The organism is Clostridium frigoris, assembly GCF_018861865.1.
Lineage (GTDB): Bacteria > Bacillota > Clostridia > Clostridiales > Clostridiaceae > Clostridium_AD > Clostridium_AD frigoris.
In genome coordinates this window covers 20,688-42,159 of sequence record NZ_JAHLDV010000014.1, presented here as the reverse complement: position 1 = coordinate 42,159, position 21,472 = coordinate 20,688, and the positions used below count along the sequence as shown (strand labels likewise).

Genomic DNA, 21,472 nt, shown 5'->3' with positions numbered 1-21,472 from the left:
TTAAATATGGTTAAGCGGTTTCCTTTATATTATGTTATAGTTAAAAGTACATATTAATGTAATAATTTCACTTGTCACTTGCCAGGTGGGTGGCACTAGAAAGGTTGTGATTAACATGATAAATAAGGTAGAAAAAATATTTAAGAATAGGATTCCTAAAGTAATAGGAGAGTTTGATAAAAGTGCAGTTATGATATTACTCGTAGAGGATGATGAGGAGGTATCTATTGTATTTGAAGTACGTGCTTTGAAATTAAGAAGCCAGCCAGGGGATGTTTGCCTTCCTGGTGGGAGAGTTGAATTTAATGAAGATCCAAAGGAAACTGCTATAAGAGAAACTATGGAAGAATTGAATTTAAAAAGAGATCAAATTGAAACAATTGGAGATATGGACTATTATATAAGTCCTTATGGCAATATATTGTATGCCTTTGTAGGAAAGCTAAAATATGGCGAAATAAATCCAAGCGAAGATGAAGTAGATCATATATTTAAAGTGCCATTAAGGTTTTTTATGGAGAAAAAACCACTTCATTATAGTATGGAGATAGGCCCCTTAAAACAAGAAGGTTTTCCTTTTCATTTGATTAATGGTGGGAAAAATTATAAGTTTAGGAAAGGGTTTTTAGATCAATATTTTTACGAGTATAATAACTATGTAATATGGGGTTTCACAGCTCAGATTATTAAAAGCTTTATCAAAGTTTTAGAAAAATAAAGTTTTAAAAAGCGGTAATAATATTTAAATTATTACCGCTTTTAGGTTAGGCTATTTATCAGGTACAAGTTTATTTTTCTTAATGAATACGGAAACACTTAATACAATAATAACTATATAGATAAAAACATATACTATTGAAAGTAAACGCGAAGTATAGAAAAATTTTAAATAAATAAAAGCAATAATTGATGTAATTGCCCAAAATAGAGAAATAAATGCTATTATATTATTTCTTTTTCTCCAATGCTCGGGGTCTTTCATAGTTCCAATAATATTTTCTCGTCGTTTACTTTTAGTGCCAGTATTGATCACAAGAAATTTGTAATATAAAAAGAATATGAATTCTATTATAGAAACAACAAAAAACATATATGATAGAGACGTACTAGTTATATTCAAAAAAATCACTCCTTTTAGGAAGTAATATGCCCTAAAAGTTAAAAGATAACACTATTCTTTTTTGCCCTCTATAGATTCTTCATAATAATCTGTTCCCCATTTACACATAATGTCGAGTATCGGCATTACACTTTTGCCTTGTTTTGTTAATGAGTATTCTACTTTTGGTGGAACCTCGGCATATACTTTTCTATGAACCATTTCATAAGCTTCCAATTCTCTAAGTTGTTGTGTTAACATTTTTTGCGTGATAATACCCATGGATCTTTTTAATTCACTAAACCTTAATACTTCATTATTAGCTAATCTCCAAAGAATTATTGGTTTCCATTTACCGCCTATAATATCTAATGTTAATTCTATAGCGCAACTATATTCTTTATTATTTATTTTCATTATTTTATCGCTCATAAATACCTCCTGTATGTTATATTGTAAATGTAGTAATATACAGTAACTTAAGATACTAAGTTACTTAGAAAAACTAAGCCACTTAGAAAAACTAAGTGACTTATAAGTTAGTACTTGTTTAAAAAACATCTAGTATGTACAATTATATCATTTATATATTTTATATACAATATGCCTATAAGGCATATTGAAAAAGGAGGAAAAAAATGAAAGAAATTTATAACTTACACAATGAGACTATAGGGTTAAAAGTAGTAGAAAATCTTAAAAAAAATGATTTTTCATCAATTTATTTTAAAACAGGCGAAGAGGCATCAAAATTTATAATGGATAATATACATAAAGGAGATAAGGTTGGTTTTGGGGGATCTATGACTGTGGTAAAAATGGGCATACAAGAGAAGGTAGCATCTATTGGGGGATTTGTTTTAGATCATGGTGATCCAACTTTATCACCTGATGATAAAATGGAAACTATGAGAGGTGAGCTCCTTAGTGATGTTTTTATATGTAGCTCTAATGCTGTGACAATGGATGGTGAACTTGTTAATATCGATGGTGTAGGAAATAGAATTGCAGCAATGACATTTGGGCCTAAAAAAGTTATTGTTGTAGTAGGCGTTAATAAAATTTGTAAAAATGAAGGCTCTGCTTTTGAAAGACTAGAGCAAGTTGCGTCGCCGATGAATAATATGAGATTAAAGACGCCAAATCCTTGTACTAAAACGGGAGTTTGCATGGATTGTAAATCAGCTAGTAGAATCTGTAGAGTATACTCTGTAATTAAAAGAAAACCTGTGAGAACAGATATAACAGTGGTTGTGATTGGTGAGGACTTTGGATATTAGAAATTTTTTATTTAAATTATAGGTAGATTTTATTATTTATCTATAATATTTTAAAAAACACTTCAATTTATTGGTAAAGAGTCTTATAATGTTACTAAAGTTATAATGTTACTTTGGTAACAAATTATGGGAATGGAGTGATGAGATGTTACAGTGTCCTTTTTTAACAACTATGGAGGAAGATGTAGAATGTTTTAAAGAGTGTGATTTACATAAATGGTCAGACAATGGAGGTAAATGTCCATTTATTGAATTAAAAGATTTTAAGCCTTTTGTCATAAAAAATATTGCTGATTATGATATATTTAGTGAAGAGAATAATTCACAATTGAAATCATTATATAAAGATCGATATTTATAGAATTAAAATTATGTAATTGTGCATAATATTACTAATGGGAGTTAATTTTGTTTTCCTAAATATTAAACAGGGAAGTGAGTTTAAATGGAAAGAATCTTAGTTTTGATTAAACCTGATGGAGTTAAACGTGCACTAATTGGAAGAATTATTAACCAGTATGAGGAAAAATCGTTAGAAATTGTAGCACTTAAAATGATAACGGCTACAAAGGATATTGCAAGGGAACATTACAGTGAACATGAGGGACGCGAATATTTTGAAGAGCTAATAAATTATATTACTGAAGGCAAAATATGTGCTATGGTCTTAATGGGTGAAAAAGCTATTGAAATAGCAAGAAAAATCAATGGAGATAAGGATCCTGTTAAAGCAGAACTTGGAAGCATAAGAGGTAAATTTGCAATAGATAAAACTAACAATTTAGTGCATGGTTCTGATAGTATAGACAGTGCAGAACGTGAAATTGAAATTTGGTTTCCAGAACTTACGTGCAGGGATATTTTTAGAAAATCTAAGGATTTATTTGCAAAACATGAGGGCCCGTTAGTAAATGTATAATAGAAAAACCTATATTAAAAAGCTAACCAGTTTAATTTTGGTTAGCTTTTCGATTTCTTTCATAATTAATGTGAACCACAATGTCCAGAGCAACCACCACAAGAGTCAGTGCCATGTTTTGGGCAACTAGGTTTACTGTCGACTGTCAATTTTGTTTTAACCCAAAATCTAGAATCACTATAAGCTATTGTGAGTTCACAAAGGTTATCTAGGAGAGTATTATCGTATAATATTTGCAAATTATCAATATTGTTTTTAATATCTCCTGTTTTAAAATTATCTAGGTAAATGTCAACTTTTGAAGTCTTGCAACAAGCACTGTCGAATACGAATCTTACGCTATCACATGTTCCGTCAAGTTTAATCATTTCCATTAGCTCATCTAGAGCAACTTTTGAAAGTTTGATTTTTAATGGTTGTTCCATACGTCCTCCTAACATTCATCTATAAAATAACCGGCATATTCATGTTATTCCTCAAGAATTTCAGAATAATGATTTAATAGACCTTGTTTTAGGTTCCATAAATTCCAAGAAAGATCCACATAATATGCATGAGGATTATCAAATCTTAAAACTTCTGTCCATAATTTAGAGACTTCCTGCTTGGAAAATGCTTTTATCTCCATAACAGAGGGAGAATCATAAATTTGTTTACCATTTTCAAATAGTTTAACCATAAGCTCTTTAATATAGTAATGTTTAAGATTTTTCTTTTTCCAAGTATAAGTTGGATTAAATATTTCAAGGGGTCTGCTTTCATCAAATTTTTCGTCATGCAAGGTAATGAAATCTGCAATAGCTTTATGTGTTGTTTTATCAAAAATTCTATATAGTTTTTTAAAAGCAGGATTAATAATTTTTTCTGCATTTTCACTAATCTTAATCTTTGGTATTATTTCTCCATCAGTCTCAACTGCAACAAGTTTATAAACACCACCAAACACTGGTTCAGATCTTGCAGTAATAAGCCTTTCACCAACACCAAAGTTATCAATTTGTGCTCCGTTTTCGAGTACTCCACTTATAATATACTCATCCAGTGAGTTAGAAACAGTAATCTTTACATCTTCATATCCAGCTTCATCTAGTATTGTTCTAACTTTTTTAGTTAGATAGGTGATATCACCACTATCAATCCGTATTCCCTTAGGTCTTTTGCCCATAGGTTTAAGCACATCGTTAAATACCTTTATAGCATTCAAAATACCAGAGCGTAGTACATTATAAGTATCTATGAGAAGTACACAGTTATCAGGGTAAGTTACCGTCCAAGCTTTAAAAGCATCATATTCAGTATCAAAAAGTTGAACCCAACTATGAGCCATAGTTCCTAGTGCTGGAATATCAAACATTTCCTCGGCAATAGTACAAGCAGTACCAACACAACCACCAATAACAGCAGCACGAGCTCCATAAATAGCACCATCATAGCCTTGAGCACGCCTTGAACCAAATTCCATTACAGGTCTACCTTTTGCAGCTCTACATATTCTACTAGCTTTAGTAGCGATTAAAGTTTGATGATTTATTGTAAGAAGGATCATTGTCTCAACAAATTGAGCCTGTATAATAGGTCCTTTAACTGTAACTAAGGGTTCACCAGGAAAAACAGGATAACCTTCAGGTATTGCCCATACATCACAAGAAAATTTAAAACTCTTTAAATAATCAATAAATTTATTTGAAAAAGCATGTTTACCCTCTAGGTAGGCTATATCATCACTTGAAAATGACAAATTAGAAAGGTATTCAAGCAATTGCTGTACACCTGCCATAACACAATAACCGCCGCCATCTGGAATTCGCCTAAAAAACATATCAAAGTAGGCTATTTTGTCTTGAACATTATTATCAAGATAACCGTTTGCCATAGTTAATTCATAAAAATCTACAAGCATTGTTAGATTTCTTTCATTTCTCACATTAAAATCTTTTGAGTATATCATAGTTTTTTCCCCTTTGAAATTTAATAAAAGTATATAATAGAATTATACCATAATTATATATTAATGTTTTGTTAGGCTTATTATACTAGTATTTTAAGTTTAAACACAATACATGATAAATTAAAGTAGGTGGATGAAATTGGAGACAAAATATAATATGAATAATAAAATCGGAGAAAGAATAATAGACAGTAAAATAAGTACTAAATTAAGTAAAGAGCAAAGGGAGGCTGTTTTTTCTAATAATAGAAATTTGTTAGTTACAGCAGGTCCCGGTAGTGGTAAAACAGTTGTCATTGTTAATAGAATTGTTCATCTAATAAATGAACAGAAATTTAGTCCAAAGAATATTATTGTAATAACTTTTACAAGAGCTGCAGCCATTAATATGAAAAATAGGTATATTGCTATTAATGGAAGGGGAAGTGTTCCGTTTTTTGGAACATTTCACGGTTTATTTTATAAAATACTAAAAAATTATTATGGTGAAATAAAAATAATAGATACATTTGAGGTATATAAACTTATAAAAAATGTATTAATGTCCTACTTAGATGAGGTAGGGGATGAAAAAGTAAAGGAAGTTATTAATAATATTTCAGTGTTTAAAACAAGTGATGATACCTTAGAAAAGTTTTCTCCTAGTATTGATAAAGGAATATTTATAGCGGCGTATAATATTTATGAACAATACAGGAAAGAAAGAAATTTATTTGATTTTGATGATTTGCAAATAGGTTGTAGGGATTTATTTGTAAAAAATTATAAGATACTTCAGGGGTATAGATCGCTATTTAAACATATCCTAGTTGATGAATTTCAAGATTGTGACTCTATGCAAGTTGAGATATTAAAACTTTTGAATGAGGAAAACTCAATATTCGCAGTGGGGGATGAGGATCAATGTATTTATGGATTTAGAGGTTCAAATCCTGAATGTATGGTTAAGTTCTCAGAGCATTTTGAGGGCGGAGGAAAATTACAATTATCGACTAACTACAGATGTCCGAAGAATATAGTAGAAATATCCATGAATACTATAAAGAATAATCAGATGAGAAATGAAAAAAACATAATAGCATTTAAGGAGCAAGATGGTGGCATTGTTGTACTTAATAATGTAAATGAAAATGCGCAAGCAGAGGAAATTAGTAGTATCATTCAAAAACATATGTTAGTTCCTGATAAAAATTATAGAGACAATGCAATATTATATAGAACAAACGTAGAATGCAGAAGTTTGATAGATATTTTTATTAAAAAAAGAATACCTTTTATGCTTTTGGATAAGGAATATGATTTCTTTCAACATTTTATTTGTAAAGATATAATTGCATATTTAAAATTAAGTATTGATCTAAGTGATAAAGAAAGTTTTCTTAGAATAATTAATAAGCCATTTAGATATGTAAGCAGAGTAAATTTAGATAATATAAAAAGAAATATTGTACGGGAAGATTGTTTTGAAATGTTAAAGGAAATTGATAGTATACCTATATTTCAGATGAAGATGATAGATAAGTTAAAAAAAGATATACATTTTTTAAACAAAATTTCATTGGCAAGTGCTATAGATAATTTGGTGTTAAGCATAGGGTATCATGATTACATAAAGGAATATTGCACTAAATTTAAAATTGACTTAGGTGAGATGGAAGATGTTATAGACGAATTTAGGCAATCTGCAGAAGGATATAACAATATAATAGCTTTTCTAGGCCATGTAGAACAGGTTAAAGAAGAAATAGGTAAGCATAAGAAAAATGTAGAAGAGGATGCGGTTATACTTAGTACAATCCATGGAGTAAAAGGTATGGAGTTTAAAAATGTATTTTTAATTAATTGTAATGAAGAGAATATTCCTCATGTAAATAGCATAGAAAATAACTTAGAGGAAGAGCGAAGACTCTTTTATGTAGGAATAACAAGAGCCATAGATAATGTTTGGTTATGCATTAGTAAAAGCGTTAAAGGGAAGGTTAAAGATACGTCACGCTTTATTAAGGAATGCAATATTATAGGTGGTAACAATACAAATTTACCTTTTAAAGAAGGGGATAGCGTGGTGCATAAAAGTTTTGGCAGTGGAACTGTAACTTCTATTAATGATAAGAATTTAGAGATTCAATTTGAAGGGGATATTACACGCAAATTTGATACTAGTATACTTTATAATAACTCTTTGATTTCAAAAGTAGATGGAATGGATAGTAAAGGCATTTAAACAAAAGGGCGCACTTGATAGTTTCTAATATAAGGAGGGATTAATGTGGCACTTCCGAAAGGGAAAAACTCTATTAATATTGCAATAGAAAAGGCTAAAGGTGTAAAAGCAACGTCAAAGGATAAGCCTACTGAATCTATTGCTAGAAAAGGAAATCTTAAAAAGAAGAAAAAAGGAAAACATAAATAGCGGATTATATGTAACAAAAAAGGACTATTTACCGAATATGGTGGATAGTCCCTTCGCAGCTCCGCTTGAGATGATTTAATGCTGATATTGTTGATTAAATTTTTTTAACATTTCACCTATAGGTAGAGTTTCATTAATAAAAACGGATACGTCATTGCAATTTTGTTTATAGCCATCCAACGTAGTTTGAAAAGACGGATCATCATGTTCTTGCTGAGTGACATATATTAAAAAAGCTGATTTATCGTTCATTATTACTTCATTTACTCTCATATTTACGCCTCCAAAATTCCAATATAGTATATTTAATTATCACTATACAGTATGTCCAACATTTGCGCAATAAAAAAAATGAAATTTAAAATAAATATTTTTTGATGCTCGTTTACATGGAAATAAATGAAAATATATAAGCAATTCATTATATAAAAAAGCTGCATTCTCTAAAAAGAATACAGCTCTAGTTAATTTAATATTATTAAATGTGATAAATATATAATCAAGGAAAATAGTTATTTAAATTATTTTAATTAACCTTATAGTTGTTAAGATAATCCTCAGCAGAATCATATATTAAAGTGTTTGGGGATATTAAATCTTTATTCTCATAAGTTTTAAGTTTATGAGCTGATTTTGTTGTTGATATTTTTTCTATTGTTTTAGTATCGATGATAATCACCTCAACTGTATTATAACACAAAACATGTAAAATATAAAGACTAATATTAAACGAATGCAGAGGACAAGCTCTCTGTAGGGGTGGAATAAATTGGAATATGAAGAATAATTATATAAAATTATAAATAAACTGTACTATAATAATTAATCTGAAATTAATATTTTATAAGTTTTATTGTTGCAAGGCGAAAACACTACACATATAATGTAATAATCATCAATATTTGGACGTAATATTTTTATATGATATATTATAATATCTAATTATTTATCAAGGAGGAATTTTAATGATTTCATTTAAACAAATGTGGGACGACGTACTATTAATGTTATCAGATAACGAATACTCAGATATAGAAATTATTGAAAGATTTGAAAACGGTTTTGCAGTTAAAGAACAAGGCAATATAATTTTTATTACAAAAGCTGATTTTTCAGATGTTTGGTGTAAGTTACTGTATTACAATAAATTAACTCTAGAACAGATTATAGAGGATGATAAATTAAAACCGAAATATATATACAATATTATAAAACAATTACCTTATGTGTCAGAAAATTCTGGAGAAATTAAGTTAATACAGTAGTTTTATTGAATATTGTTATATAATGTTATATAATTTTAATAAGCTCATATTTTAAGGATATGCTCATATTCTATGAATATGAGCTTAATTAAGATTAGTAACATTCTAATAATTTTGTGAGAAAGAGGTATGAATATGAAAATCACAAATGTAAATGCAGAGGAATTGATATTTGCTTTAGATATAGGAACAAGATCTATAATAGGAACAGTTGGAATAATATCTGAAAAAAAATTCCAAGTTCTTTCAGAAAGCTATATTGAACATGAAGAAAGAGCAATGATTGATGGTCAAATTCATGATATTCAATTAGTAGCGAGTGGAGTGTTAAAGGTAAAAAAAGAATTAGAAGATAATTTACATGTTAAATTAACTAAAGTAGCAATTGCAGCTGCAGGTCGTTTTTTAAGGACAACGCAAGTTAAGTCTGAAATAGATGTTGATGTTGATAAAGAAATTGACAGGGAATCTATTAGAAGTTTAGAACTCACTGCAGTTAAGATGGCAGAGATGGAAGTAGCAAAGTCATCTCAGGGTAAGCTTTATTGTGTAGGATATAGTGTGAAAAATTACTATTTAAATGGTTATGTTATTACAAACTTAAAATCGCACAAGGGAGAAAAAATTGCAGTAGAGATAATTGCTACATTTCTTCCGCGATCAGTAGTTGATAGCCTCTATGCAGTTATGGATAAGGCATCACTTGAAGTTGTAAGTTTAACACTTGAACCTATAGCTGCAATGGAAGCTGCCGTGCCACAAAATCTCAGACTTCTAAATTTAGCTTTGGTTGATATTGGTGCAGGAACCTCTGATATTGCTATTAGTAGCAAAGATAGTATAAGTGCATATGGCATGGTACCAATGGCAGGGGACGAGGTAACTGAAATAATAGCACAAACATATTTAGTTGATTTTAACACTGCTGAGAAAATTAAAAAAGAATGTAGTGGGAAAGAGAAAATTCAATATATAGATGTTTTAGGTTTTGAAAATATTTTAGATCCAGATGAAGTATTAAAAATAATAAGTCCTATTGTTATGAAAATTTCAGAGGAAATAGGAAATAGAATAATTGAATTAAATGGAGGGAAAGCTCCAAATGCTGTATTTCTTGTAGGAGGAGGAGCACATACACCTTTTATTAAAGAAAATATTATTAAAATCTTAAATTTACCAATAAACCGTGTAGCAATTAAAGGTCGAGATTCAGTAGCTGATTGTATATGTGATAGTGATCTGGGAAGCACTGGAGTTACAGTTTTAGGAATAGCATTGGTATCAATTAAAAGGTTGGGAAATGATTTTGTTGATGTCACGATAAATGACAAGATTATAAGCTTATTTAATGCGCATAAACATACTGTCATGGATGTTATGATGCAAGAGGGTATAAATCCTAAGATATTAATTGGTAAAAATGGACGTAATATAAGATTTATAGTTGATGGGATAAAAAGAGTGGCATTTGGAAGTTTAGCTACGAGCGCTGAAATTAAGATTAATAATTTGCTTAGTAATATTGATTCGCAGGTAGTTGAAGGGGATATCATTGATGTTATATTCAGTGTAGATGGAAAAAGTGCAGAACCTAAAATTATGGATTATGTAAAAAACATTCAAACTGTAAGTTTTTATTTTGATGATGTAATTCGTAACATTGAGCCTATAGCATTTATTAATGGTGAAAAAGCTCCAATTAATGCTGTAATAAAAGAAGATGATGATGTTTCAATAGTAATACCTACTACAATTAGCGAATATGCAAAGTATTTTGGTGATGATACTCGCAGCTCCACTTTTATGATAGATAATATAAAATTGATAAAGGAGTATGTTATAAAAGAAGGGGATAGAATATATAAAGTACCAGAAGTTGTTAAAGAAATTAAGATAGAAAAAGAAGATAATAAGAATGAACACAAGGAAACACAAAATTTAAATGTTAAAGTAAATAAAAATATGATAATACTTAAAGGCAAAAATAAATATATATTTGTAGATATTTTTAATTATGTGGATTTTGATTTGACTATTTCAAAAGGAAACCTAATATTAAAGCTTAATGGTAGTAAAGCTGATTATTACCAGCCATTAAATAATGGTGATGTAATTGAAATATATTGGGAAAATATTATTGAAACAGGTGAAATAAAATAAAAATGTGAAATTTTATATAAGTGAAGGAGTGGTTATGGTGAATTTCTTAAATATGGCAAAAAATATTGAGAGTGAGTTAATAGAGATGAGGCGTGATATACATCAAAATCCAGAATTAGGTTTTGATTTATTTAGAACTAGCCAAAAGGTAAAAGAATTTTTGAAGGGGGAAGGTATTGAGTTTTATGAGGTAGCACAAACTGGAATCTGTGCTATTATTAGAGGCAATGGTAAAAAAACTGTTGCTTTAAGAGCAGATATGGATGCACTTCCTCTTCAAGATAAAAAAATATGTGATTATTCATCAAAAATCAATGGTAAAATGCATGCTTGTGGACATGATGCGCATACCACTATGCTTTTAGGTGCAGCTAGGATATTAAATAACATGAGAGATGAGCTCAAGGGAAATGTTAAACTGTTTTTTGAACCAGCAGAAGAAACTACTGGTGGATCGCCTTTAATGATTAAGGAGGGAGTACTAGAGAATCCTAACGTTGATGCGGTTATTGGGCTTCATGTAGAAGAATGGTTAGAAGCTGGAACTGTTGGTTTAAAAAGAGACATCGCGTACGCCGCATCAAATCCATTTACTATAAAAATAATAGGTAAAGGCGGGCATGGTGCAAGTCCACATGCTACTATTGATCCTATTATAATAGCGAGTAACGTTATAGTTGCACTTCAAAGCATCGTAAGTCGAGAAATTCCACCTACAGACCCTGCAGTTATAACAATAGGTTCAATTCATGGTGGTACAGCTCAAAATATTATACCAGAAGACGTAACAATATCAGGAATTATTAGGACAATGAAGAGTGAACATAGGGAATATGTAAAAAAAAGGTTAGTTCAAGTAGTGGAAGGTATAGTTAAAGCCATGAGAGGAAAATGTGAAATTGAAATTGAGGAAAGTTATCCATGTCTTCATAATAATGATGAACTTTCAGATATGTTTGAGAATAAGGCAAAAGAACTAATTGGAGAAAGTAATGTTTTTAAATTAGGAGAGCCAACTATGGGAGTGGAAAGTTTTGCTTATTTTTCTATGGAAAGACCATCACTATTTTATTTTTTAGGAAGCGGTAATAAAGAAAAAGGCATAGTAAATCCGGCACATGGAAGTTTATTTGATATAGATGAGAGCTGTTTATCAATAGGTGTAGCTATGCAATGTAAATTAGCTTATGAATTTCTATTGAAATCATAATGTTATTTAGTATATAATTGATACTTGATGTAAATTGTTAACGACATTTCAGAAGGAAGGTCTCCCATTTCTATAAGTGGGTGTTAATTAACTAGTAAAAATAAAATTTCAAGAGTAGTATAAAACTCCTTCTGAAGTCGTTAATATGCAGCTGCGCAGGAGATGATTTAATAACGTAGATTAATTATGTATAAAGTTAATCAATAGATAAAAGAAGTAGGAGGATATGTATGAGGATAGAAATTGGAGCAAATGAAGCAGGTCAAAGAACAGATAAATTTATGAGGAAAGTACTTGGAGATGTACCACTTAGCAAAATATACAAAGCTTTTAGAAAAGGTGATATTAGAGTTAATGGTAGCAAAATAAAGGAAAAACATTCATTAGTAGAAGGTGATGTTGTTGAAACAAAATATATTACTAGTGAATTCAAAAAAGAAGAATTTGTAAGAATTGACAATAAGTTAAAGATAACTTTTGAGGATGCTAATATATTAATGGTAGAAAAATGGCCAGGAGTTTTAGTTCATGCTGATAAAAAAGATGGTGAACCTACTTTAACTGATTATGCACTTTCTTATTTATTTGACAAAGGGGATTACAAACCAGAAAATGAAATAACCTTTACACCAGCACCTTGTAATAGATTGGATAGAAACACTTCGGGTATGGTTATATTTGGTAAAAACTTTAAAGCACTTAAACTATTGAATGAAATGATAAGAGATCGTAATATAGAAAAATATTATATGGCACTTGTATCAGGAAGAATTAAGGATGGAATTTATGAAGGATATATATATAAGAACGAAGATGCAAATATTTCTCAAGTGTTTAACGAACCAAAGCCAGCTACTAAACGAATAGCAATGGACGTTAAAACTATAGAAAGTTGTGGTACATTTTCATTACTGGATATTAACCTTTTAACTGGAAGAAGCCATCAGCTTAGAGCTCATTTGAGTATGCTTGGTAATCCTATTCTTGGTGATCCTAAATATGGAAATAAAAAAATAAATAGTTACTTTAATAATAAATATGGTTTGGATTCTCAATATTTGTACGCATATAAGTTAATATTTAAGAATTGTCCAGAGGATTTATCTTATATGGAGAATAAAACTATTGCAGAGAGCTTACCACCAGCGCTTAAAAAGATTAAGAGAGATATATTTAAATTTTAGAGGGTGAATTTAATGGGTGAAAAAGCAAAGTTAAATAAACAATCTACCACAAAAGGGTTTGCAGTATTATCTGCGGCAGGTTTTATAGTTAAGTTTTTATCTCTACTTTACATACCTTTTCTTGGAAGAATTTTAGGAGAGGATGGGCTAGGGGTATATTACTCTGCATACAACATATTCACATATGTCTACATATTAACAAATGCTGGTATTCCTGTGGCTATTTCAAAAATCGTATCAGAACTTATAGCTCTTGGAAACTATAGGGATGCTGTAAAGACTTTTAAAATAGCTAGATTTTCCCTTTTAGTATTAGGAATAGTTATGTCACTTTTAATGCTTATTTTAGTAGTACCTATATCTAATTTAACACAAAGTGGTACTGCAAAATTAGCGATTATGGCACTCGCTCCGACTGTTTTGCTTACTTCTGTTTTATCAGCTTATAGGGGTTATTTCCAAGGAAGAGGGAATATGACACCTACTGCAGTATCACAAGTATTTGAACAGGTTGCAAATACTATATTTAGTCTGGTTTTTGCAGCGTGTTTTATAAAGTATGGAGTAGCCGCAGGTGCGGCAGGTGGAACTGTTGGTACTACTGTAGGAGCATTGGTTGCTGTAATTTATATGATCCATTATTATGAAAAAAACAAAGTGTTTAGAGTTCCCAAAGGATACAATCAGTTAGGTATAAAAAGATTAACTAATAAAAAAATATTTAAAAAGTTATTAGGCGTTGCTGTACCAATGACAATATGTTTAGGAATACAACAGTCAGGGCTATTAATTGATTTAGGAGTCGTTAAATCAAGAATGTTAGCTGCTGGAATTGGTAGTGTACAGGTTAATGTTTTATGGGGAGTGTTAAGTAAATATACAACATTAATAAATGTGCCTATAGCCATTATTACATCACTTGCAATAACAATTCTCCCATCTATTTCAAGTTTGATGGCACTTAGGGACAAAAAGGCTGTAAGAAACAAAATTAATTACGCTTTTAGGTTATGTTTTTTGGTTGCAGTACCTTCTGCGGTTGGACTAGCAGTTTTAGCTTACCCAGTAGTAAATTTAATACAATATGGTTCTAGTGTGGGACGATTACTTGTATATGGGTCAGTTGTAATAATACTTATGGCTGTGGTTAGCATACAAACTTCAATTCTTCAAGGACTTGGGAAACTTTACTTAGTTACCATTTATGCAGTTTTGGGTATGATAGGAAAGATAATTACTAATTATATTTTTGTAGCAATTCCAAGCATTAATATATTAGGTGCAATTATGGGTAACGCAGTTAGTTTCGCAATACTTTTGATATTGAACTATATTACAATTAATAAAACACTAATGGTTAAAATAAAATTATTAAGTCATGCGATTAAACCTATAATGGCCTCTATAGTTATGGCAATAGTTGCAAAGCTAATGTATAGTAATTTTAATTTTATATTTAGTTATGTTAAGGAAGGGTATGTTGCTAATGCTATGGCTCTATTAATTTCTATGGTGTTTGCTATAGTAACTTATTTTTTCGCATTAGTTCTTCTAGGCGGATTAACTAAAGAAGATTTAGAAGTATTCCCAAGTAGAATTACAAAAATTATACCTAAGTTTATTTTAGGTAAACTCAAATAGGTAGCATCTAAATCTAAAGCACATCATCTCAGATGATGTGCTTTAGATTTTTCTGATTTTTTTGTGAGAATTAAAGAAAATAATAATAGAGAGAAACCAGTTATAATAATTATTATGTTCTTAGTAATAAAAATAGAATCTGGTATAGTATTACTTAAAATTTTTAATATAAAATATAACAAGGTGCTAAGACAAATATCAATTATAAATTCACTTCCTAAAAACTCTATATAACAGCTCTTTTTAATTGATACAATATTCATTATAGCGCTTAAAATAGAACTTATAAGGAGAGCTATGCCATAACCTAAAATATTTATACTTGGAATGCCAAGTAGTATATAAAGCAAGACCAATTGTAAAATAGAGGTTACTATAGAATTTATTAAAAGATCTTTTTGTTTGCGAAGTCCATTTAAGATTCCAAAGGTTGAACCAGACATATACATGAAAGGTGCACTTAATGCTGCTAGCCGGATATATACACCTAGGTCATATCTATCAAAAAATAATTTTCCCAAAGAGTCTCCGATACATAAACATACTATCAGAGTTGAAATTCCTAGTAAAAAAGAAATCTTAATTACCTCGCGGACTCTTTGTTCTAAACCATTATAATCGTTCTTACTTATGCTTTTAGAAATGTCTGGAGTTAACATGGTAGCCATAGACATTACAATAATAAAGGGGAAGAACACAATACTCATAGCCATACCAGAAAACTTACCAATTAAGGCTAAGCTTTCAGTATATTCTATCCCAGCTTGAACTAGCCTGCCCGGAACAATTAAGGTTGATAGTGCTGAAATTATTGTGTTTAAAAACCCGTTTAGGCATAAGGGAAATGAAACAATAAGAACATTGAATAAAAGTTGAGCCCTTCCCTCGGTCTTTTTTACAATTACCTTAAATTTGTTTTTACTCTTTTCATAAAAAATGTATAGAAGAATAAAACTTATAAGTTCTCCGATTGACAAGGAAATATATGTAGCAGTTACTGTAGTGGTTACATTGGTTAGTGCAAAGAAGTTAATTAGCCCAAGTATTATAGCCATTCTTACAGTTTTCTCAACAATGTCTATTATTGCAGGGACTTTAACATTGGAAATTCCATAAAAATAGCCCTTGTATATAGAGGAGAGGGCAACAAAAATTAATGCGGGACAAATGACCCAAAGGGAGTATAGTGTTCTTTGATCTTTTATTATATATGTACTGATATATGGTGAGAAAAAAAACACTAAAATTGTTATAAATATAGATAAAACAAAATCAAAAACTAAGGCAGTATGTATGGATTTCTTAAGGTTACCATAATCATTTATTCCATAATATGATGAAGATTCTTTTGAAATAGCTGTCACCATACCACCGCAAATAAGGCAAGTAAATAAATCGTATATAGGCATTACAAGGCTATATAAGCCCATACCTTCTGCACCTAATTTTTTTGAAAGTAGTATTGAAAACATAAATCGTAATATGCCAGCAACCAAATTTGAAACTGTAAGTATTATTGAATCTCTGTAGAAATCGTCTTTGATCATAAAGGGTCCTCCCTGCTTTTAAACTTGAATATATTACAGCTATTAATAATTAATATGTTAAGTTTTACGATTATATTCTAAAGGCATTTTATTATGGGTAACAATTAAATATATAAATATCATATAATTTTTACATATACATGAACTTATATAAATATATATATATTAGAGCATTTATAATTTAGGGGGGAAGTATGAAGAAGACCATTGGATTTGTAATTATTTTAGTTTTGATGGCTTTTGCACTATTTTCATTGAGAGGTTCTTTTAAAGAATATAGAGTTACAGTGAAAGATGCAGGTATTAAAACACAAATTTTGTATAAAGGATTAATTAATTCAGTAGATTTTACTAAAGATAATGAGGGAAATTATTATATTGCTTTTAAAGATAGAATACAGTACATAGATAAAGCCGGTAAAGCGTACAATATATTGATAAATAAGAAGTTAAGTATAACTAGCTTAGATTATAATAATAAAATGTTGTATTATGCTTCTGGTACAAGAGTCTATTCATATAATTTAATATCGAAACAAAATAAAGAAATAATAAAAAATATACCCAATTATGGAGATTATAATAATAGTTTGGTTCGAGTTAATGGAGATTATTTATTTGTTACAATAGGGTCAGCTACAAATTCGGGGGTAGTTGGACTGGACAATAAGTGGTTAGATAATTATCCTCAAAATCATGATATTACTCCAAAGAGTATAACTATAAAAGGAATAGATTCCTCAGGGGTAAAAACAGGAGCCTTTGCTGCATATCAAACTAGGAATATAAAAGGACAAATTATAACGCAGCATGTTATTGGGAATTCATCAATAATAATTTATAATTTAAAAACTGGAGCACAAGGAAACTTTGCTTGGGGTATAAGAAATATGATGGGAATAGATTTTAATAGTGAGGGCAAATTATTAGTTATAGTTGGAGGCATGGAAGAGAGAGGATTAAGACCAGTGAAGGGTGATAGTGATTATATTTACCAAATTAAAAAAAATGCATGGTATGGTTTTCCAGATTACTCTGGAGGTGATCCAATAAGCTCACCGAAATTCAGAGATTCGTTTAATAAGGTAATACCTGCTATTCTAGATAATCACCCTACAATAAACCCACCTGCACCGATATACCAACATAAATCAGTGAATAGTTTAATGGGTTTAGCAATAGACAGGGCAGGAAAACTTGGTGAGAAAGACTGTATATATTTCTATGAAAAGAATTATAATAGTATATATAGCTTAAATAAAAACATTGGAATTAAAGAAAAAGTGAATTTTGAAAAGGACACATATATATCTAGTATGAAATTTTTTAATAACTTGATAGTGCTGGATTCTAAAAATGGATATTTAATTAGTATTGAAAAAGATCAATATAATAACATAAACAGTGGAATGCATAAGTTTTATTACTTTTTGCTAACAATAGTTGTAACTTTAATAGTAGAAATACTTGTTGGTTTAAGAAAAAAGTATTAAAATATAGTAAGGATATATTCTTATGGTAAAATTAAACATGTTTTTAAAGTATATTTAGCGTATACTAAACTGAGAGGTGAACAGGTTGAAGAAACAATTTGAAGCTACATATGGTAAAACGTTAAAAGGATTAATGGTAACAATAAATCCAATCAAAAAAAGAATTATGAAAACTCATTGTATTGTTCACAAATTTATTAATATTCAAGCTATTGATATATTAAAAAATAATGGATACAGTGAAGTTCATACTTTTTACAAAAGGTATGTAAAAGAATTAAACAAGGGGGTTACTTGGGCAGACCAAGATTTTAAGAGCTCAAATCATTTTTATCATCATACTAAAGGTACAGGGTTATTTGGATTTTCTAATGCATTAACAGAATTTAACAAATACTATAAACATGCATTAAAGTTTGTAGAAGCCGGAGATATGAGGCAAGCAATATTTTATTTTGGAGCAGCGTGCCATTTAATTCAGGATGCTACTGTGCCTCAACATGTGAACAATAAATTACTTAAAAATCATAGAAATTTTGAACTTTGGATTATAGGTAGATTAATGAGTGATTATTCATTTCCTATTTTTAATGAAATAATTAAGCAGGATAATATAGAGGATTATATAAAAAACAATGCATCATTTGCTAGTGATACTTATATTTCACATGTGCATATAAAAAATAAGGAAGAGAGATATATGAAAGTATCTACTCTAATAGTACAAAGAGCACAAAAGACTACTGCGGGCTTAATGTTAAATTTCTACGATGAAATTAACAAATAATTCCTTTATTTTAGAGGAATTATTTTGTTTTTGACGAATAAATAGAAAATAAGTATATATATAATAAAATTATATAATGAGGGGGGTGAACAATTGAAGAAGGAGGTTTTATTAAATTTAGAAAAAGAAATTTTCAAAGGAAATCTTTTAGATATAGGGTTTTCAAATCATGGAATAATATATAATATATACAAAGAGTATGTTGATGATAGTAGTAGTGTAGACTATGTAGAAGGAAAAGCGGAAAAGGAATCAATAGGGGAAGGGGTATATGACACTTGTGCGTTATTTTTTACTTTAAGTGATGTAAAACTTACATATAACAAGAAAAAATTGGTACAAGATATATATAAATATTTAAAAGTTGATGGATTGTTATATATTTGGGATATTGACAAAGGAATCGCTAAAACTTTTAATAAGGAAATTAAAATTGTGTTACCAGATAAAAGTACAAAACAAATATATTTGAAAGATTTAAATATATTTAAAAATAGTTCTAAAGATAATACAATGAGGATATTAGAACCTTATTTTAAAGTTCTAACATTAAAAAATTCGGATAATGTCTACTATATGATATGTAAAAAGAAAGAAAAATAAAAAAATAAATTTTAAGGCACTATCAAATAAAGATTTACTAGCCTCTCTGGACATATTTTTAAGTTGTTCAGTAAGGCTTTTTATTTTTAAGGTTTCAAAGTAACTAGGATATAATTGCTTTTATGCAAACTAATATTGTATACTGTACAAAATAGATGAATTAAGGAAGGAATTAAAAATGAAGGTATTGTTAGTTGGAATAAATTCGAGGTTTACACATAGTAACCTTGCAATTAGATATTTAAAAGCATTTACTGAGGATCTACCTTATGAGTCTCTCATAAGGGAATTTTCTATAAATGATAGAGTAGAAAGAATTGTAGAAGAAATTATATCAGAGAAAGCAGATATAGTTGTTTTATCTTGTTACATATGGAATAAATATTATGTTAAACAGATATCTAATTTAATAAAACTTATAGATAATAATATAAAATTGTTATATGGAGGGCCAGAAGTATCCTTTGATAGTGAAAATTATTTAAAAGACAGTCTATCAGATTATTTAATTGAGGGAGAAGGAGAAGAAACCTTCAGAGAGTTTATAGAATGTATGATAGGAAATATCAGCCTAAAAGATGTTAAGGGTTTGTACTATAAAGAAAATGGAAAAATATTTTATGGGGGAAAAAGAAAACTTATGGACATAAATACCATTGTGTTCCCCTATACTAAGGATGAGGATTTAAATAATAAAATAATATATTTTGAATCATCAAGGGGATGTCCATTCAACTGCAAATACTGTCTTTCTTCAACTATTCGTGGAGTTAGGTTCATGAATTTAGAAAGGGTTAAAAGGGATTTGAAATTTTTAATAGATAAGAAAGTGAAACTCATAAAATTTGTTGATAGAACTTTTAATTGTAGCGATGAATTCGCTATGGGTATTTGGGGATATTTAATGAGTATAGATACGGAAACTACTTTTCATTTTGAAATTTCAGCAGATATCCTAAATGATAAGCAACTTAAACTTCTAAAAAAAGCGCCTAAGGGTAGGTTCCAATTTGAAGTTGGAGTGCAGACTACAAATGATGAAGTATTAAAAAATATAAACAGATTTGTAGTTTTTGAGGATATAAAAAGGCAGGTTCTTGCTTTAAATAAGTATGGCAATATAAAACAGCATCTAGATTTAATTGCTGGACTTCCAGGAGAAAATCTTGAATCATTTAAAAAGTCTTTTAATGATTTGTACACAATAGAGCCGGATGAAATACAGCTTGGATTTCTTAAGATATTAAAAGGTGCTCCTATGAAGGATGAAGTTGAAAAATGGGGAATGGTATATGCTCCATATCCACCCTATGAGATATTAAAGACAAGCGATATAAGTTATGAGGAAATTATTCTTTTAAAACGAGTTGAAGAAGTAGTAGATAAATACTATAATTCTCGTAAATTTAAAACTATATTAAAATACTTTATCCCTAAGTTTGATAATGTATTTGATTTTTATTTAAGCCTAGGTACGTTTTTTTATGATAAAGGATATCTAAGTAGAAGTATATCATCTGTGGATTATTACAATGTATTTTTAGAGTTTAATGAGCAGCATCTCAACTTAGATAATAGGATTTTAAAAGAAATTATCAAGTTTGATTATTTGCAGTTTAATAAGAAAAAGTATATGCCTAATTTTCTTTTAAGAGATCCTAGTAAAAATTTTGAAAGATATCTAAAGGATTCACAAAGAAAAGGTGATATAGAACTACCATATGTGAATTATCATTTAGAGAATTTTAAGATAGACATTATTAAATTCCTTAACAATGGACAAATAAGTGAAGGTGAATTTTATCTAATTTTTGATATGAGTGAAGCTGAAAACATAATAGATATATCTTATTTCATAAATAAAGAAAAAATATTAAAATAAAATTTTGTGAGTCTGGAAGTACTAATACAAAAAGAGGAGAA

At 29.3% G+C, this 21,472-nt stretch carries 22 protein-coding genes; 15 read left to right on the top strand and 7 right to left on the bottom strand.

The window, feature by feature from the left end; genetic code table 11:
* The first annotated feature begins 115 nt into the window (after window positions 1–115).
* Window positions 116–718: an NUDIX hydrolase gene (locus KPL37_RS08635; protein ID WP_216148016.1), complete on the top strand. Its 603-nt coding sequence runs from the start codon at window positions 116–118 to the stop codon at window positions 716–718.
* Window positions 719–769: 51 nt separating this feature from the next.
* Here KPL37_RS08635 and KPL37_RS08630 read toward each other — a convergent pair whose 3' ends face one another.
* Both KPL37_RS08630 and KPL37_RS08625 read right to left on the bottom strand, forming a co-directional pair.
* Window positions 770–1,120 carry a hypothetical protein gene (locus tag KPL37_RS08630; RefSeq protein ID WP_216148013.1) on the bottom strand — a complete coding sequence of 117 codons (351 nt, stop codon included), beginning with the start codon at window positions 1,118–1,120 and terminating at the stop codon, window positions 770–772.
* 51 nt (window positions 1,121–1,171) lie between these two features.
* Window positions 1,172–1,531: a winged helix-turn-helix transcriptional regulator gene (locus tag KPL37_RS08625; protein WP_246578193.1), complete on the bottom strand. Its 360-nt coding sequence runs from the start codon at window positions 1,529–1,531 to the stop codon at window positions 1,172–1,174.
* 206 nt (window positions 1,532–1,737) lie between these two features.
* Between KPL37_RS08625 and KPL37_RS08620 the strand changes: the two genes are divergently transcribed.
* The 3 genes from KPL37_RS08620 to ndk all read left to right on the top strand — a co-directional run bounded on the left by KPL37_RS08620 (window position 1,738) and on the right by ndk (window position 3,298).
* Window positions 1,738–2,379: a lactate utilization protein gene (locus KPL37_RS08620; RefSeq protein WP_216148011.1), complete on the top strand. Its 642-nt coding sequence runs from the start codon at window positions 1,738–1,740 to the stop codon at window positions 2,377–2,379.
* Window positions 2,380–2,524: 145 nt separating this feature from the next.
* The gene (locus KPL37_RS08615) at window positions 2,525–2,740 is read left to right on the top strand and encodes a hypothetical protein (RefSeq protein WP_216148009.1); all 216 of its coding nucleotides are present in this window, start codon (window positions 2,525–2,527) and stop codon (window positions 2,738–2,740) included.
* Between the two features lie 84 nt (window positions 2,741–2,824).
* The gene (gene ndk, locus KPL37_RS08610) at window positions 2,825–3,298 is read left to right on the top strand and encodes a nucleoside-diphosphate kinase (RefSeq protein WP_216148006.1); all 474 of its coding nucleotides are present in this window, start codon (window positions 2,825–2,827) and stop codon (window positions 3,296–3,298) included.
* Window positions 3,299–3,363: 65 nt separating this feature from the next.
* Here the strand turns inward: ndk and KPL37_RS08605 are convergent, their stop codons facing one another.
* Complete coding sequence (locus tag KPL37_RS08605) at window positions 3,364–3,723, bottom strand: hypothetical protein (RefSeq protein WP_216148003.1); 360 nt, start codon at window positions 3,721–3,723, stop codon at window positions 3,364–3,366.
* A gap of 44 nt (window positions 3,724–3,767) precedes the next feature.
* On the bottom strand, window positions 3,768–5,246 hold the full coding sequence (locus KPL37_RS08600) for a nicotinate phosphoribosyltransferase (protein WP_216148000.1): 1,479 nt from the start codon (window positions 5,244–5,246) through the stop codon (window positions 3,768–3,770).
* A gap of 139 nt (window positions 5,247–5,385) precedes the next feature.
* On the opposite strand from KPL37_RS08600, the gene KPL37_RS08595 reads away from it, so the two are divergent.
* Together KPL37_RS08595 and KPL37_RS08590 are read left to right on the top strand one after the other, a co-directional pair.
* Entirely contained in the window at window positions 5,386–7,470 is a 2,085-nt protein-coding gene (locus tag KPL37_RS08595) for an ATP-dependent helicase (RefSeq protein WP_343216235.1), read from the top strand.
* Between the two features lie 45 nt (window positions 7,471–7,515).
* Complete coding sequence (locus tag KPL37_RS08590; RefSeq protein WP_216147997.1) at window positions 7,516–7,659, top strand: hypothetical protein; 144 nt, start codon at window positions 7,516–7,518, stop codon at window positions 7,657–7,659.
* A gap of 75 nt (window positions 7,660–7,734) precedes the next feature.
* Here the strand turns inward: KPL37_RS08590 and KPL37_RS08585 are convergent, their stop codons facing one another.
* Both KPL37_RS08585 and KPL37_RS08580 read right to left on the bottom strand, forming a co-directional pair.
* Complete coding sequence (locus KPL37_RS08585) at window positions 7,735–7,932, bottom strand: hypothetical protein (RefSeq protein ID WP_216147994.1); 198 nt, start codon at window positions 7,930–7,932, stop codon at window positions 7,735–7,737.
* Window positions 7,933–8,185: 253 nt separating this feature from the next.
* Window positions 8,186–8,338, bottom strand: coding sequence for a hypothetical protein (locus KPL37_RS08580; protein ID WP_216147992.1), 153 nt, complete (start codon window positions 8,336–8,338; stop codon window positions 8,186–8,188).
* Window positions 8,339–8,624: 286 nt separating this feature from the next.
* Here KPL37_RS08580 and KPL37_RS08575 point away from each other — a divergent pair, with 286 nt between their 5' ends.
* The 5 genes from KPL37_RS08575 (at window position 8,625) to KPL37_RS08555 (ending at window position 15,119) form a co-directional block, all read left to right on the top strand.
* Entirely contained in the window at window positions 8,625–8,924 is a 300-nt protein-coding gene (locus KPL37_RS08575; RefSeq protein ID WP_216147989.1) for a hypothetical protein, read from the top strand.
* 135 nt (window positions 8,925–9,059) lie between these two features.
* Complete coding sequence (locus KPL37_RS08570) at window positions 9,060–11,084, top strand: cell division protein FtsA (RefSeq protein ID WP_216147986.1); 2,025 nt, start codon at window positions 9,060–9,062, stop codon at window positions 11,082–11,084.
* 52 nt (window positions 11,085–11,136) lie between these two features.
* A complete protein-coding gene (locus KPL37_RS08565; RefSeq protein ID WP_246578192.1) occupies window positions 11,137–12,294 on the top strand; it encodes a M20 metallopeptidase family protein in 1,158 nt (385 codons plus the stop codon).
* Window positions 12,295–12,524: 230 nt separating this feature from the next.
* Entirely contained in the window at window positions 12,525–13,478 is a 954-nt protein-coding gene (locus KPL37_RS08560) for an RluA family pseudouridine synthase (protein ID WP_216147983.1), read from the top strand.
* Window positions 13,479–13,490: 12 nt separating this feature from the next.
* Window positions 13,491–15,119 carry a putative polysaccharide biosynthesis protein gene (locus KPL37_RS08555; RefSeq protein ID WP_216147980.1) on the top strand — a complete coding sequence of 543 codons (1,629 nt, stop codon included), beginning with the start codon at window positions 13,491–13,493 and terminating at the stop codon, window positions 15,117–15,119.
* 23 nt (window positions 15,120–15,142) lie between these two features.
* Here the strand turns inward: KPL37_RS08555 and spoVB are convergent, their stop codons facing one another.
* Entirely contained in the window at window positions 15,143–16,666 is a 1,524-nt protein-coding gene (gene spoVB, locus KPL37_RS08550; protein ID WP_216147977.1) for a stage V sporulation protein B, read from the bottom strand.
* A 194-nt stretch (window positions 16,667–16,860) separates the two neighbouring features.
* Here spoVB and KPL37_RS08545 point away from each other — a divergent pair, with 194 nt between their 5' ends.
* From KPL37_RS08545 to KPL37_RS08530, 4 genes are all read left to right on the top strand, one after another.
* A complete protein-coding gene (locus KPL37_RS08545; RefSeq protein ID WP_216147974.1) occupies window positions 16,861–18,159 on the top strand; it encodes a PQQ-dependent sugar dehydrogenase family protein in 1,299 nt (432 codons plus the stop codon).
* A gap of 85 nt (window positions 18,160–18,244) precedes the next feature.
* Window positions 18,245–18,946 carry a zinc dependent phospholipase C family protein gene (locus KPL37_RS08540; protein ID WP_216147971.1) on the top strand — a complete coding sequence of 234 codons (702 nt, stop codon included), beginning with the start codon at window positions 18,245–18,247 and terminating at the stop codon, window positions 18,944–18,946.
* Between the two features lie 93 nt (window positions 18,947–19,039).
* A complete protein-coding gene (locus tag KPL37_RS08535; protein WP_216147968.1) occupies window positions 19,040–19,549 on the top strand; it encodes a class I SAM-dependent methyltransferase in 510 nt (169 codons plus the stop codon).
* A 178-nt stretch (window positions 19,550–19,727) separates the two neighbouring features.
* Entirely contained in the window at window positions 19,728–21,431 is a 1,704-nt protein-coding gene (locus KPL37_RS08530; protein ID WP_216147965.1) for a B12-binding domain-containing radical SAM protein, read from the top strand.
* Window positions 21,432–21,472 lie beyond the last annotated feature (41 nt).